Origin of the sequence: Pseudarthrobacter sp. CCNWLW217, from assembly GCF_037203985.1 — a bacterium.
In the GTDB taxonomy this organism is placed as follows: Bacteria; Actinomycetota; Actinomycetes; order Actinomycetales; family Micrococcaceae; genus Arthrobacter.
Genome location: NZ_JBBCBT010000018.1, coordinates 50,672 through 64,443, shown reverse-complemented (window position 1 = coordinate 64,443; position 13,772 = coordinate 50,672). Strand labels below are relative to the sequence as shown.

Sequence of the window (13,772 nt, the reverse complement as noted above, 5' to 3'; positions counted from 1 at the left end):
CAGTGACACAAACAGCAGCAGAAAAAGTGGATGCCACTCCAGCAGTTTCCACCACGGCAGCGCTCGTTCTGGAGGACGGCCGTATCTTCCGCGGCACCAGCTACGGCGCCACCGGCACCGCCTTGGGCGAGGCGGTCTTCGCCACTGGCATGACCGGCTACCAGGAGACCATTACGGACCCCTCTTACGCCCGCCAACTGGTGGTGCAGACCGCGCCGCACATCGGAAACACCGGCGTCAACAGCGAAGACGCTGAGTCCCGCCGCATCTGGGTAGCCGGCTACATCGTCCGCGACGCCGCCCGCCGCCCCTCCAACTGGCGGTCGGAGCGATCTCTTGACTCCGAACTCGTCGAGCAGGGAATCGTGGGCATCCAGGGCGTGGACACCCGCGCCATCACCCGCCACCTGCGCGAGCACAAGACCATGCGCGCCGGCATCTTCTCCGGCGACGCCGCCCAGGCCACCGACAAGGAACTCCTGGACACCGTCCTCGCCAGCGCTCCCATGGAAGGCGCCCGCCTGGCTGAGGAAGTCAGTGTCGATGAGGCCTACGTCGTTGAGCCCAAAGACCACGGCTGGGACGGCGACGCCCGGTTCAGCATTGCCGCAATCGACCTTGGCATCAAGGCGATGACCCCCATCCGGTTCGCCGAACGCGGCGTGCGCGTCCACGTGCTGCCCGCCACCGCCACCCTTGAGGACGTCAAGGCCGTCAACCCGGACGGCTTCTTTATGTCCAACGGCCCGGGAGACCCCGCCACCGCCGACGCCCAGGTCAAGCTCCTGCGCTCGGTCCTGGACGAGAAGCTGCCGTACTTCGGCATCTGCTTCGGCAACCAGATCCTGGGCCGCGCCCTGGGCTTTGGCACCTACAAGCTGCGCTACGGCCACCGCGGCATCAACCAGCCCGTGATGGACCGCCGCACCGGCAAAGTGGAAATCACCTCGCAGAACCACGGTTTCGCCGTGGACGCACCGCTCGACGGCGCCACCCAGGCCCCTGAGGAGCGGTACGGCCGCGTCGAGGTCAGCCACGTAAGCCTGAACGACGACGTCGTGGAAGGTCTCGCGTGCCTGGACATCCCCGCCTTCTCGGTCCAGTACCACCCCGAGGCGGCAGCCGGACCGCACGACGCCGCCTACCTTTTCGACCGCTTCATCGACCTGATGGAAGGTACCCGCGATGGCAGGACCGCGGGCCTGTCCAAGGACCCGGTTGACGCGAAGCACCCCGCCGATCCGACCACGACTGACAACAAGACTGAGGACAAGAAGTAATGCCCAAGAGAACTGACCTTAAGAGCGTCCTGGTCATCGGTTCCGGCCCGATCGTCATCGGCCAGGCCGCCGAATTCGACTACTCCGGCACCCAGGCACTTCGTGTCCTCAAGGAGGAGGGCCTGCGCGTCATCCTCGTGAACTCGAACCCGGCCACCATCATGACGGACCCGGAGTTCGCCGACGCCACGTACATCGAGCCCATCACCCCCGAGGTGGTGGAGAAGATCATCGCCAAGGAGCGTCCGGACGCAGTCCTGCCAACCCTGGGCGGCCAGACGGCGTTGAACACGGCCATCGCGCTGGACAAGAACGGTGTGCTGGAGAAGTACAACGTGGAACTCATCGGCGCGAACATCGCCGCCATCGAGCTCGGCGAGGACCGCGAAAAGTTCAAGGGCGTTGTGGAGCGCTGCGGCGCGGAATCTGCCCGCAGCCACATCATCCACACCATGGACGAGGCCCTCAAGGCCGCCGAAGACCTGGGCTACCCCATGGTGGTGCGTCCGTCCTTCACCATGGGCGGGCTGGGTTCCGGCCTGGCGTACAACGAGGATGACCTCCGCCGCATCGTGGGCCAGGGCCTGCAGTACAGCCCCACCAGCGAGGTTCTGCTCGAAGAGAGCATCCTCGGCTGGAAGGAATACGAGCTCGAGATGATGCGGGACAAGAACGACAACGTGGTTGTCGTCTGCTCCATCGAGAACTTCGACCCCGTGGGCGTTCACACAGGCGACTCCATCACCGTGGCGCCAGCACTGACCCTCACTGACCGTGAGTACCAGCGGCTCCGTGACATCTCCATCGCAGTGATCCGCGAAGTCGGCGTCGACACCGGCGGCTGCAACATTCAGTTCGCCATCGAACCGGACACCGGGCGTGTGGTGGTCATCGAGATGAACCCGCGTGTGTCACGCTCCTCAGCGCTGGCATCGAAGGCTACCGGCTTCGCCATTGCCAAGATCGCCACCAAGCTCTCCCTCGGCTACACGCTTGACGAGATCCCGAACGACATCACGCAGAAGACCCCCGCTTCCTTCGAGCCCACGCTGGACTACGTGGTGGTCAAGGTTCCGCGCTTCGCGTTCGAGAAGTTCCCGGCCGCCGACAACACCCTCACTACCACCATGAAGTCCGTGGGCGAGGCCATGGCCATGGGCCGGAACTTCACCGAAGCGCTGCAGAAGGCTCTCCGCTCCCTGGAACAGAAGGGCTCGCAGCTGGACTTCAGCTCCGTCCCGGAATGGGAAGTCCCGGAACTCATCGAAAAGTCCAAGCGCCCCACCACGGAGCGGCTGCACCAGGTCCAGCGGGCCATGCTCGGCGGCGCCACCGTGGAGGAGCTGTATGCAGCCACCAAGATCGATCCGTGGTTCCTGGACCAGCTCCAGCTGCTGAACGAGATCTCCCGTGAGATTCGCGAGGCCGGCGCCTTGACCGTGGACATGCTCAAGCGCGCCAAGCGCCACGGCTTCTCCGACGAGCAGATCGGAGCCCTGACGCACAACTCCGAGGCCGTGGTCCGGGGTGTTCGCCAGGCGCTGGGGATCCGTCCCGTCTACAAGACTGTGGACACCTGTGCGGCCGAGTTCGCCGCCTACACCCCCTACCACTACTCGGCCTACGACGAGGAGGACGAGGTAGCGCTGCACTCCAAGCCGTCGATCCTGATCCTCGGTTCCGGTCCGAACCGCATCGGCCAGGGCATCGAGTTCGACTACTCCTGCGTCCACGCCTCCATGGCGCTGCGCAAGGCCGGCTACGAGACCGTCATGGTCAACTGCAACCCGGAGACGGTCTCCACCGACTACGACGTCTCCACCCGCCTGTACTTCGAGCCGCTGACCCTTGAGGACGTCCTGGAGGTCATCGCCGCGGAGGAACGCACCGGCGGCGTCATGGGCGTGTTCGTGCAGCTTGGCGGCCAGACCCCGCTGAAGCTGGCGCAGCAGCTGGCCGACGCCGGTGTCCCCATCCTGGGCACGTCGCCGGAGGCGATCGACCTCGCCGAGCACCGCGGGGCGTTCTCCCGCGTCCTGGACAAGGCCGGCCTGATCTCCCCGAAGAACGGCACCGCCGTGTCCTTCGAGGACGCCAAGAAGATCGCTGACGAGATCGGCTACCCCGTCCTGGTCCGCCCGTCCTACGTGCTGGGCGGCCGCGGTATGGAAATCGTCTATGACGAGGCCAACCTCTCCCGCTACATCGCCAACGCCACCGAGATCACCCCGGACCACCCGGTCCTGATCGACCGGTTCCTGGAAGACGCCGTCGAAATCGACGTTGACGCGCTCTTCGACGGCACGGACATGTACCTTGGCGGCATCATGGAGCACATCGAGGAAGCCGGCATCCACTCCGGCGACTCCGCCTGTGTCCTGCCGCCCATCACCCTGGGTAACAACGTCCTGGAACGCGTCCGCACAGCCACCCGCGCCATCGCAGAAGGCGTGGGCGTGCGCGGCCTGATCAACATCCAGTTCGCCCTCGCCTCGGACGTCCTCTATGTCCTGGAAGCGAACCCGCGTGCCTCCCGCACCGTGCCGTTTGTGTCCAAGGCCACCGGCGTCCAGATGGCCAAGGCCGCGGCCCTGATCGGTACAGGCGTTACCATCGGCCAGCTCCGCAGCGCCTACAAGATGCTGCCGGAAACGGGAGACGGTTCCACTCTGCCGCTGGACGCGCCGGTGTCCGTCAAGGAAGCCGTGCTGCCGTTCAGCCGCTTCCGTACGCCTGAAGGCAAGGTCGTCGACTCCCTGCTCGGCCCGGAAATGCGTTCCACTGGTGAAGTGATGGGCATCGACAAGCACTTCGACACCGCGTTCGCCAAAAGCCAGGCAGCCGCCAACAACGCGCTGCCCACCGAGGGCAAGATCTTTGTCTCCGTGGCCAATCGGGATAAGCGGTCGGTGATCATGGGCGTCAAGCGGCTTTCGGACCTTGGCTTCGAGATCGTGTCCACTGGCGGTACCGCTGATGTCCTGCGCCGCAACGGCATCCAGGCCACCCCGGTGCGCAAGGTCGCCGAAGGCAGCAGCGCCGAGGGCGAGGGCACCATCGCGGACCTCGTCATCGCCGGCGACATCGACATGGTGTTCAACACTCCGTCCGGCGGCGAAGCCCGCAGCGATGGCTACGAACTCCGCGCAGCCGCCACCTCCATCGGCATCCCCTGCATCACTACTGTGGCTGAATTCAACGCGGCAGTGCAGGCGATCGAGGCCATGCGCACGTACGAGTGGTCCGTGACCAGCCTGCAGGAGCACGCCGCGGCGCTGGCCGCGTCGCAGCTCGCCGCGTCGCAGGGCACGGCAGTGCACCATGCCTGACGCCGGATCCGCAGTAACCAGCTCCACAGTCCGGGAGCCGTTCGGCTCCCGGCTGGGGGCGGCCATGGCCGCCCGCGGGCCGCTGTGCGTGGGCATTGACCCGCACCCGGCGCTCCTGAAGAGCTGGGGATTGAACGACGACGCCGCCGGGCTGAGGCGCTTTTCGCTGACGGTCCTGGAGGCGGTCGGTTCGCTCGCTGCCGCGGTCAAGCCACAGGTGGCACTCTACGAACGTCACGGCTCGGCCGGCATGGCCGTCCTTGAGGAGTTCCTCGCCGCGGCGCGCGACGAGTCGGTGCTCACCATCGCCGACGCCAAGCGCGGCGACATCGGCTCCACCATGGCCGCGTACGCTGACGCCTGGCTGCGGGACGGGTCGGCACTGGCAGCCGACTCCGTGACGCTTAGCCCGTACCTGGGGTTTGAATCCCTCCGCCCCGCCCTGGACCTCGCGGCCGAATACGGCCGCGGTGTGTTCGTCCTGGCATTGACATCCAACCCGGAGGGGGCGTCCGTGCAGCACATCGGCGGGGGCGACTCCGTGGCCCGGCGGATCACCGAGGCGGCTGCAGCGGAGAACCGCCGCTACGACGGGCCCCTCGGGTCCGTTGGACTCGTGGTCGGAGCCACCGTGGGTTCTGCGCTGACTGACCTGCAGCTGGACCTGCAAGCCGTCCGCGGGCCCATCCTTGCCCCGGGGCTGGGGGCGCAGGGCGCCACCGGGGCTGACCTGCGCACGACGTTCGGTCCGGCGTACCCGCAGGTGCTGGGGACATCCAGCCGCGACATCCTTGCCGCCGGCCCCGATATACGGGGGCTCCAGGAGGCCGCCCTGCGGACGCTTGAGGGACTTCGCGAAGGCTAGCCTGGCGTAGCGCCGGTCCATTGATTCGCGGGGCACCAGAGGGTAGGTTTCAGGACAAGTCCAATGGCGGCCGCCTTGGATGCATCCGAGAAAACCGGGGGTGTCCTCCATGAGCCTGCGACCGTTATCCGCGTCGGAACGCGCGGACGCGCTGCAGAAGGCAGCCGCTGCCAGGGCAGCCAGGGCGGCGGCAAAAGAGCGGCTCAAGAACGGCGAGACGTCGGCCGCGGACATCATCAGTTCGGCGGCCGGCGACGACGCCCTTGCGAGGATGCGTGTGGCCGAGCTCCTTGAGGCGCTGCCTGGCATCGGCAAGGTGCGGGCCGCGGCCATTATGGAGCAGCTGGGAATAGCCGCTTCCCGGCGGGTCCGGGGGCTGGGCATTCACCAGCGCCAGGCGCTGGTAGATTTTATAGACGAGAAGTAGGGCGTGCCACGGTTCGCCCCATCCGAACCGCCGCAAAGGAATATGTGAGCAAGAAACCGGGACTGACAGTCCTCGCAGGTCCGACGGCTGTTGGCAAAGGCACCGTGTCCACCTACATCCGGGATAACTACCCCGAAGTCTGGCTTTCCGTATCGGCCACCACCCGCGCTCCGCGGCCCGGTGAGCAGGACGGCATCCACTACTTCTTTAAATCGAAGGAAGAGTTCGAATCCCTGGTCGCTGCCGGGGAGTTCCTGGAATGGGCAGTGGTCCACGGCCAGAACACGTACGGCACGCTGAAAAGCACCGTGAACGAAGCCATCGCCGACGGAAAGTCGGTTCTGTTGGAGATCGACCTGCAGGGTGCCCGACAGGTCAAGGCGGCGGTCCCGGATGCCCAATTCGTCTTCCTCGCGCCGCCGAGCTGGGACGAAATGGTGCGCCGGCTGGTAGGCCGCGGCACCGAAACTGCGGAGGAACAGCGGCAAAGGCTGGAAACCGCTAAACTAGAACTTGCCGCTGAACCGGAGTTTGACCACACCGTCATCAATGATGACGTTCGCCGGGCAGCGGACGAGCTTGTTTCACTCATGGGGCTGACACCGCACCCGCACTAGTTGCCGGTAGCAGTCGGCCCGTTAGAATTTGGAGAATTCGTGTCCACGAACCTTGAAGGCATCATCAACCCGCCGATCGACTCGCTGCTTGAGGCAGCTGATTCCAAGTACGGCCTGGTGATCTTCGGCGCCAAGCGTGCACGTCAGATCAACGCTTACTACGCCCAGCTGCACGAGGGCCTGTTCGAGTACGTCGGCCCGTTGGTCGACACCAAGCTGAACGAGAAGTCACTCTCGATCGCCCTGCGTGAGATCAACGAAGGCAAACTCGTTTCCACGCCGATCGAAGCCGCAGAGTAATTACACAGACTGCCTGTTGACGGAGGTCACGTGCGCATAGTCCTCGGAGTCGGGGGAGGGATTGCCGCCTACAAGGTGGCATCGCTCCTCCGGCTTTTTACTGAAGCCGGCCATGACGTCACGGTGATTCCCACGGAAGCGGCTACCCGCTTCGTGGGAGTCGCTACGTGGGAGGCCCTGTCCGGGCACCCCGTCAGCAATAGCGTCTTCGACGACGTCCACCAGGTCAACCATGTGCGGTTGGGTCACGAAGCGGACCTCATCGTGGTGGCACCGGCGACGGCGGACCTGCTGGCGCGTGCCGCCACCGGCCAAGCCAACGACCTCCTCACGAACACCCTTCTGATGGCCAGCGGTCCGGTGCTTTTTGCCCCGGCCATGCATACGGAGATGTGGCAGCACCCGGCCACGCGCGCCAATGTGGAGACATTGCGGGGGCGGGGCGCAGCTGTCCTGGAGCCCGCCTCCGGACGGCTGACCGGCTCTGACTCAGGCCCTGGCCGCCTGCCCGAACCGGAGGCCATCTTCGACGCCGCCATCGCCCTGGCCCAGGGCAGGTCCGACTATCAACTGCCGCTTGCCGGAAAAACGGTCACCATCAGCGCCGGCGGTACACGCGAACCACTGGACCCGGTGCGCTTCCTGGGAAACCGGTCATCGGGCAAGCAGGGCGTCGCCCTGGCAGTTGCCGCCCGCAACGCGGGAGCTTCGGTCCGGCTCCTGGCTGCACATATGGAAGTACCGCCGCCGGCCGGCGTTGAAGTAGTGGAAGTGGAGACTGCGCTGCAGTTGCGGGAAGCCGCGCTGGCCGCTGCAGCGGATTCCGACGTCGTCATTATGGCCGCCGCGGTGGCCGACTTCCGTCCCGCCGAGATATCCGGCACAAAAATCAAGAAGCGCGACGACGCCGCTGACCCCGTCATCTCCCTGGTCCGGAATCCCGACATCCTGCACGAACTGGTGGAAGTACGCGATGCCGCCCACGACCAGGCGCGCCGCAGCCAGCTGATTGTGGGCTTCGCCGCTGAGACCGGTGACGGCGAGGGGGATGTGCTGGCGTACGCCGAGGCCAAGCTCAGGCGCAAGGGCTGCGATCTGCTGGTCGTCAACCATGTGGGCACGGATAAAGTCTTTGGCCAGGACACCAACGCCGTCGTCATCCTTTCGCGCTCCGGCTCCGAACCCCAGGAGGCTTCAGGATCAAAGACCGAAGTCTCTGCCGCCGTTATTAGCCGGATCGGCTATGAGCTGAACCACGTTTCGCACCGCGCCTGACGGCAGGCCGGCAACGTTTCCTTAGCATGGGGACATACGCTGCCGGACGCCCGTTTCCCAACCAGTAAGGTAGTTGAGTGACTTTACCGCTGCACATTCCCCACACCCACGGGGCCACGCCCTCGGCGCTCCGGCTCTTCACCTCCGAGTCGGTGACTGAAGGCCACCCGGACAAGATCTGTGACCAGATCAGCGACGCCATCCTCGACGCCCTGCTGGCTGCGGATCCGGAGTCCCGCGTCGCCGTCGAAACCATGGCCACTACGGGCCTGGTCCACGTTGCCGGCGAGGTCACTACGGACGCCTACGTTGAGATCCCGCAGATCGTCCGCGAGACCATCCTTGGCATCGGCTACGATTCCTCGGCCAACGGCTTCGATGGCGCACGTTGCGGCGTGTCCGTCTCCATTGGGCAGCAGTCAAACGACATCGCCGGCGGCGTGTTCAACTCCCTCGAGGCCCGCGAGGGCCGCCAGGAGGATGACTACGATCTCCAGGGCGCCGGCGACCAGGGCCTGATGTTCGGCTACGCCAGTGATGAAACGCCGTCGTACATGCCGACGCCGATCTGGCTCGCGCACCGCCTGTCCGAACGCCTGACCGAAGTGCGCAAGTCCGGCGAGCTTTCCTACCTCCGACCCGACGGCAAGACGCAGGTCACTGTGGGCTACGACAAGGACATCCCGGTTTCGGTGGAAACCGTGGTCATCTCCAGCCAGCACGCCGAAGGAACCAGCCTGGACCGGCTCCGCGCCGACCTCGCCTCCTTCGTGATCAATCCGGTACTGGCCGCCGCCAACCTGGACATCTCGCGGGCAGCCAACATCCTGAACCCCGCGGGAGAATTTGTCATCGGCGGACCCGTCGGCGACGCCGGCCTGACCGGACGCAAGATCATCGTTGACACCTACGGCGGCATGGCCCGCCACGGCGGCGGCGCGTTCTCGGGCAAGGACCCGTCCAAAGTGGACCGTTCGGCCGCCTACGCCATGCGCTGGGTTGCGAAGAACGTGGTGGCCGCAGGCTTGGCAAAGCGCGCCGAAATCCAGATTGCCTACGCGATCGGCCAGGCCCGCCCGGTTGGCACGTACGTGGAAACGTTTGGCACGGAAACCGTGGACCCGGCGCGGATCAGCGCCGCGATCGCCGAAATCTTCGACCTCCGCCCGCGTGCCATCATCGACGCCCTGGATCTCAAGCGGCCCATCTACGCCAAGACTGCGGCACACGGCCACTTCGGCCGCGACGATCCCGACTTCACCTGGGAGCGCCTGGACCGCGTGGACGATCTCAAGGCCTTCTTCAACGCCTAGTTTGCCTAGCCGACCAAGCCTTCCGCCCGGCCCGGCTGAAAATGTCAGGGCAAGGTGGTTGGTTGGTTGTGTCCAGTCAGTAAGGAACGCCGGAGTCAGTGTCCGGCAACCAACCTGGCCCGCGCCGGATGCTGTAGGGGGTAGCCGACATGGCAAGAGATAAGGCTGTCCAGGCAGAGCCTGACGTTCCCGGCGGTGTGCAGATGTCCTTGCTCCAGGGTTTCCCGCCGCGCACGCCGCAGACCGGTCCTGCCCTGGCCGCGCGCCTCCCGGTTGCCAGGGTGCTGGTGGAGTCGGCGTTGCCCCACCTTGACCGCCCGTTTGATTACATTGTGCCGGCGGACCTCGATGCCGCTGCGCAGCCCGGAGTGCGGGTCAAGGTCAAGTTCAGTGGCCAGGAACTGGGCGGTTTCATCATGGAACGCGCCGCCGAATCTGACGCCGGCCATACCCTGGTTCCGCTGTACAAGGTCATCTCGCCGGTGCCTGTCCTGACTCCGGCCGTCCGGGACCTGGCCTCGGCAGTCGCCGCGCGCTACGCCGGAACCCTCAGTGATGTGCTGCGCGCTGCGGTTCCGCCGCGGGTGGCCAAGCTTGAAAAGGAGTTTCTGGCCCGTTCCGTGGAGGCAGAGGCATCAGGCCCTGCGTCGCCGTCGGGCGGGGGTTCTGACGTCGAAGACACAGCCGCAGCCGCTAACCATGCTGTGTCCGGCGGTTGGAAGGCGTACCGCAACGGTGAAGCGTTTGTCCGTCACCTGAGGGAGGGCGGTTCTCCGCGCGCGGTGTTCAGTCCCCTCCAGGGCTTTGGGCGTTCGGCGTGGCCGCAACTGATCGCTGAAGCCGTTGCTGCGGTCCGTGCCTCCGGCCGGGGTGCTGTGGTGGTGGTTCCCGACTACCGTGACCTGGACCGCCTCGAAAAGGCGCTGGCGGCACTCTTGCCTGCCGATGACGTCGCCCGGTTGACCGCCGAGGACGGCCCAACACCGCGGTACCGGAACTTCCTGCGCGTGCTCGACGGTTCCGCGCAGGTGGCCATCGGCACCAGGTCGGCGGCATTCGCGCCGGTCCGCGACCTCGGCCTTGTGGCTTGTTGGGACGACGGAAACGACCTCCACATCGAGCAGCGTGCTCCCTACGCGCACGCGCGCGACGTCCTGCTCCTGCGCGCCGGCCAGGAAGGCACTGCTTGCCTGATGGCGGGTCACAGCCGCAGCACAGAGCTGCAGCGGCTGGTGGAAACGGGCTGGGCCATGCCTGTGGTCGCCGAACGCACGGCAGTCCGCTCCACCGTACCCAGGGTCTTGAACACTGCAGACAGTTTCGAACAGGAACGTGACCCGCTGGCCCGCATCGCCAGGCTGCCCGGGGCGGCCTGGCGCGCCGCGAAGGAGGGCCTGGAACGGGGGCCGGTCCTGGTCCAGGTGGCCCGTGCCGGCTACGCACCGTCGCTGGTGTGCGAAACCTGCCGCGAGCCGGCGCGCTGCGGATCCTGCCAGGGCCCCTTGGCCATTGCCGGTGCCAGTGGCAGCGCCGCAATGCCCCAGTGCCGCTGGTGCTCCACCCCGGCCCCGGACTGGGAGTGCAGCCATTGCGGCGGCCGCCGGCTCCGCAAGGGCGCCACCGGGGTGATGCGGACCGCCGAGGAATTGGGCCGGGCGTTCCCCGGCAAGGCGGTGGTCACCTCATCAGGGGATCACGTCAAGACAGACGTCGGCAACGGAAAGGTCCTCGTGGTCGCCACGGTGGGTGCCGAGCCGGTAGCGGACGGGGGATATGCCGCGGCACTGCTCCTGGACGGCGACTCGCTTCTCCGCCGCGAAAACCTCCGGGCGGGGGAGGACACCGTCCGGCGCTGGTTCAACGCCGCCGCCCTGGTGCGGCCCGCCTCCGACGGTGGGCTCGTGGTGATCACGGCGGCCGATACCGCTGCAGTTGGCGCCTTGCTGCGCTGGGATCCCGCCGGTTATGCCCAGCGCGAACTGGCGCTCCGGGTGGAGCTCCAGTTGCCCCCTGCGGTCCGGATCGCCTCTGTCACGGGCCCGCGTGCCGCCGTCGTGCATTTCACCGAGGGTGTGGAAAAGCAGCTGGAGGCAGACGGGGTGACCCTGCGGACGGCAGGACCGGCGCCGGTGCTGCTCGTCGGCGCGGCCACGCCCCAGCGGCTGGGCGAAGACGTCCGCACGCTATTGTTCTTCCCGTATGGGCAGGCAGCGAAGGTAACCCGGGTGTTGCGTGCCGCCCGTGCAGCGGCTGCGGCCAAGCGGATCGAGGAACCGGTACAGCTCCGCCTGGACGGGGTGGATGTCCTGTAGTGCGGTCGGCCCGCCTAGGCCGCTCAGGCCGGATCAGTCGGACGTTTCCGGCCGCCTGACCGGGCCGCCACGATGTCATGGGCCACGTCAACCAGTTGCCGGGCGGATTCATCCCAGGTGAACTCTGCCGCCCGCGCCACGGAGCGCCGCGACACGTCCTGCCAATGCTCGCCGTCGCGTAGTTTTTTCACGGCGGTGGCAAACTCCGCGGCAGAGCCGGGGTCAACGTAGGACGCAGCGTGACCGCCAACCTCCCGGAAGATGGGGATGTCGCTGGCGATGACCGGTGTGCCCAGTGCCATCGCCTCCACGAGTGGCAGTCCGTATCCCTCCGCCCGGGAGAGGCTCACCAAGGCAGTTGCGCTCTTGAGCAGGGTGGCGTACTCGTCGTCAGTCACCCCGTTATGGAACACCACCTTGGCGCCCTGGGGCACCATGATCTCCAGTTCGGCCCTGCGTTGGGGGGTGATCCTGCTGAGCAGGTGCAGGGTGAAGTCGGGCAGTTCGGCCATTCCGGCCACCATGGTCTCCACGTTTTTGTAGGGCATGAACGAACCCATGTAGATGAGCGAGTGCTCCGCCCCGGCGGCTGCGTCCCGGGGCTCCTGGTCTGGTTGCGGTGCGTTGCTGATGATCCGCACGGGGCGGCTGGTGAGCCGGTACTTGGCCATCAGTGCTTCCGTGGTGCTGCTGATGGTGGCCACGATGTCAGCCCGGTTGAGCAGGAGCCGCTGTGGCCAGTACGCCTTGTGGTAAAGGCGCCACAAGACGCGCACGGGTGCTGGCAGGAATCCCGGCGGGGCGGGGTGCTCATAGTAGATGAGGTCGTGCAGGGTCAGGACCAGTCCGTACTTTCGGCCCCACGTGCCCATGGTCTGCATGGGACACACCACCACGTCAGCTTTGAGCGGGTTGATCTTCCGCGCCACGAAGAGCTCCATCGGGGAGAGCGGGCTGTTGATCAGCGTGTAGGGAACGTCGGGGAGCAGGGCAAGCTGCCGGTGATCGCTGATGAGCATGGACACGTCGGCGATCTTTGCCGTTGCGGCTATCAGGCTGGCTCCATAGCGGCTGATTCCGTCATGGTGGTCGGTCCGGGTGAAGCGGGCGTCGACGACTATTTTCACGCGGGGTGGTCCTTAAGGAAAGTGAGGATGAAGCCGGCGGCCGGCGCGGGCGTTTCGTAGTGGATCAGGTGCCCGACGCCGGGGATCACCTTAAGGGTGCCGTCAGGCAGCAGCGCGGCGAGGCGGTGCTGGTCAGGCAGCATCGCAATCTCGTCCTTCTCGCCGGCGATGAGCAGGACCGGCAGTGACAACTGCCCGGCCACCTCGGCCACGTTTCCGCTGACGGAAGCTGTGAAGGATTCCAGCAGGCTGTCCCGGTCGGCGAATGCGCTGAAGTAGGCATGGTGCTGGCCGTGGATGAACCGGCGAAGCTCTTTGTCAGGGGTTTTGGCCATGGCCTCGCTCATGACGCGGACGATCAGGGGGCTGCGGAGCAACGCAAGGCCCAGCCTCCGGGGGAGCCGGGCCGCGAGCCGATAGTAGAGGACGGCAAGTTTCGTCATGATCCCCTTCGGCCCCTCCAACGCCGGTGCCGCAATCGGATTGATGAGGATCAGCGGTGACACTGCACCGGGGTAGGCTGCCACGAAGTGCGCGGCAACGATGGACCCGAACGAATGGCCCAGCAGCACGGTGTCCGGGCCGAGGCCCAAGGCAGCCATAAAGTCAGTGATGAACGTGCCGTAGTGCTCCACGGAATGGGTTCCTGAGGCAAAGGCCCCGGAGCTGCCGAAGCCGGGGAGGTCCGGCATGATGATCCGCATTCCCGGCAACTGGTCCGCAACCCTGAGCAGCCCATGGTGATCACCCCTGAAGCCGTGGATCACCAGAATGGTCCGTGTCTCCGGTGTCGCCTGTACCGGTTCATAGGTCCAGTAGGCCACGGTGCTGCCGTTGAGCTCTATCTCAGAGGCCTGGGTCCGGGCCGCGAGTTCATGGCTGAAGTAGGACGGCGTGGTGGGAGGCGGGGAGTCAGCTGTTTTCATG

11 protein-coding genes are annotated in these 13,772 nt (G+C 66.2%); 9 read left to right on the top strand and 2 right to left on the bottom strand.

Features of this window, described 5'->3' with window-relative positions; all coding sequences use genetic code 11:
* Positions 1-2: 2 nt before the first annotated feature.
* The 9 genes from carA to V9L18_RS18300 all read left to right on the top strand — a co-directional run bounded on the left by carA (position 3) and on the right by V9L18_RS18300 (position 11,718).
* A complete protein-coding gene (carA, locus tag V9L18_RS18340) occupies positions 3-1,280 on the top strand; it encodes a glutamine-hydrolyzing carbamoyl-phosphate synthase small subunit (protein ID WP_337348586.1) in 1,278 nt (425 codons plus the stop codon).
* Entirely contained in the window at positions 1,280-4,609 is a 3,330-nt protein-coding gene (gene carB, locus V9L18_RS18335; RefSeq protein WP_337348585.1) for a carbamoyl-phosphate synthase large subunit, read from the top strand. The genes carA and carB overlap by 1 nt, the downstream gene beginning before the upstream one ends.
* Positions 4,602-5,474, top strand: a complete 873-nt coding sequence (gene pyrF, locus V9L18_RS18330) for an orotidine-5'-phosphate decarboxylase (RefSeq protein ID WP_337348584.1) — start codon at positions 4,602-4,604, stop codon at positions 5,472-5,474. Before carB ends, pyrF begins: the two co-directional genes overlap by 8 nt.
* Positions 5,475-5,583: 109 nt before the next feature.
* Positions 5,584-5,901 (top strand): integration host factor, actinobacterial type, encoded by a 318-nt coding sequence (mihF, locus tag V9L18_RS18325; RefSeq protein WP_337348583.1) that lies wholly within the window; start codon positions 5,584-5,586, stop codon positions 5,899-5,901.
* A gap of 44 nt (positions 5,902-5,945) precedes the next feature.
* Positions 5,946-6,518, top strand: coding sequence for a guanylate kinase (gene gmk / locus V9L18_RS18320; RefSeq protein WP_337348582.1), 573 nt, complete (start codon positions 5,946-5,948; stop codon positions 6,516-6,518).
* Positions 6,519-6,557: 39 nt separating this feature from the next.
* Positions 6,558-6,818: a DNA-directed RNA polymerase subunit omega gene (gene rpoZ, locus V9L18_RS18315; protein ID WP_003800778.1), complete on the top strand. Its 261-nt coding sequence runs from the start codon at positions 6,558-6,560 to the stop codon at positions 6,816-6,818.
* A gap of 30 nt (positions 6,819-6,848) precedes the next feature.
* Positions 6,849-8,093 (top strand): bifunctional phosphopantothenoylcysteine decarboxylase/phosphopantothenate--cysteine ligase CoaBC, encoded by a 1,245-nt coding sequence (gene coaBC / locus V9L18_RS18310; RefSeq protein WP_337348581.1) that lies wholly within the window; start codon positions 6,849-6,851, stop codon positions 8,091-8,093.
* Between the two features lie 77 nt (positions 8,094-8,170).
* Entirely contained in the window at positions 8,171-9,406 is a 1,236-nt protein-coding gene (metK, locus tag V9L18_RS18305) for a methionine adenosyltransferase (RefSeq protein WP_337348580.1), read from the top strand.
* A 149-nt stretch (positions 9,407-9,555) separates the two neighbouring features.
* Positions 9,556-11,718 carry a primosomal protein N' gene (locus tag V9L18_RS18300; RefSeq protein WP_337348579.1) on the top strand — a complete coding sequence of 721 codons (2,163 nt, stop codon included), beginning with the start codon at positions 9,556-9,558 and terminating at the stop codon, positions 11,716-11,718.
* Between the two features lie 23 nt (positions 11,719-11,741).
* Here the strand turns inward: V9L18_RS18300 and V9L18_RS18295 are convergent, their stop codons facing one another.
* Both V9L18_RS18295 and V9L18_RS18290 read right to left on the bottom strand, forming a co-directional pair.
* Positions 11,742-12,845: a glycosyltransferase family 4 protein gene (locus tag V9L18_RS18295; RefSeq protein ID WP_337348578.1), complete on the bottom strand. Its 1,104-nt coding sequence runs from the start codon at positions 12,843-12,845 to the stop codon at positions 11,742-11,744.
* Positions 12,842-13,771 carry an alpha/beta fold hydrolase gene (locus V9L18_RS18290; protein WP_337348577.1) on the bottom strand — a complete coding sequence of 310 codons (930 nt, stop codon included), beginning with the start codon at positions 13,769-13,771 and terminating at the stop codon, positions 12,842-12,844. The genes V9L18_RS18295 and V9L18_RS18290 overlap by 4 nt, the downstream gene beginning before the upstream one ends.
* Position 13,772 lies beyond the last annotated feature (1 nt).

Excerpts from the sequence above, each read along its gene's own strand:
- carB (WP_337348585.1), top strand. The coding sequence starts at position 1,280 with ATGCCCAAGAGAACTGACCTTAAGAGCGTCCTGGTCATCGGTTCCGGC.
- pyrF (WP_337348584.1), top strand. The coding sequence starts at position 4,602 with ATGCCTGACGCCGGATCCGCAGTAACCAGCTCCACAGTCCGGGAGCCG.
- mihF (WP_337348583.1), top strand. The coding sequence starts at position 5,584 with ATGAGCCTGCGACCGTTATCCGCGTCGGAACGCGCGGACGCGCTGCAG.
- V9L18_RS18300 (WP_337348579.1), top strand. The coding sequence starts at position 9,556 with ATGGCAAGAGATAAGGCTGTCCAGGCAGAGCCTGACGTTCCCGGCGGT.
- V9L18_RS18290 (WP_337348577.1), bottom strand. The coding sequence starts at position 13,771 with ATGAAAACAGCTGACTCCCCGCCTCCCACCACGCCGTCCTACTTCAGC.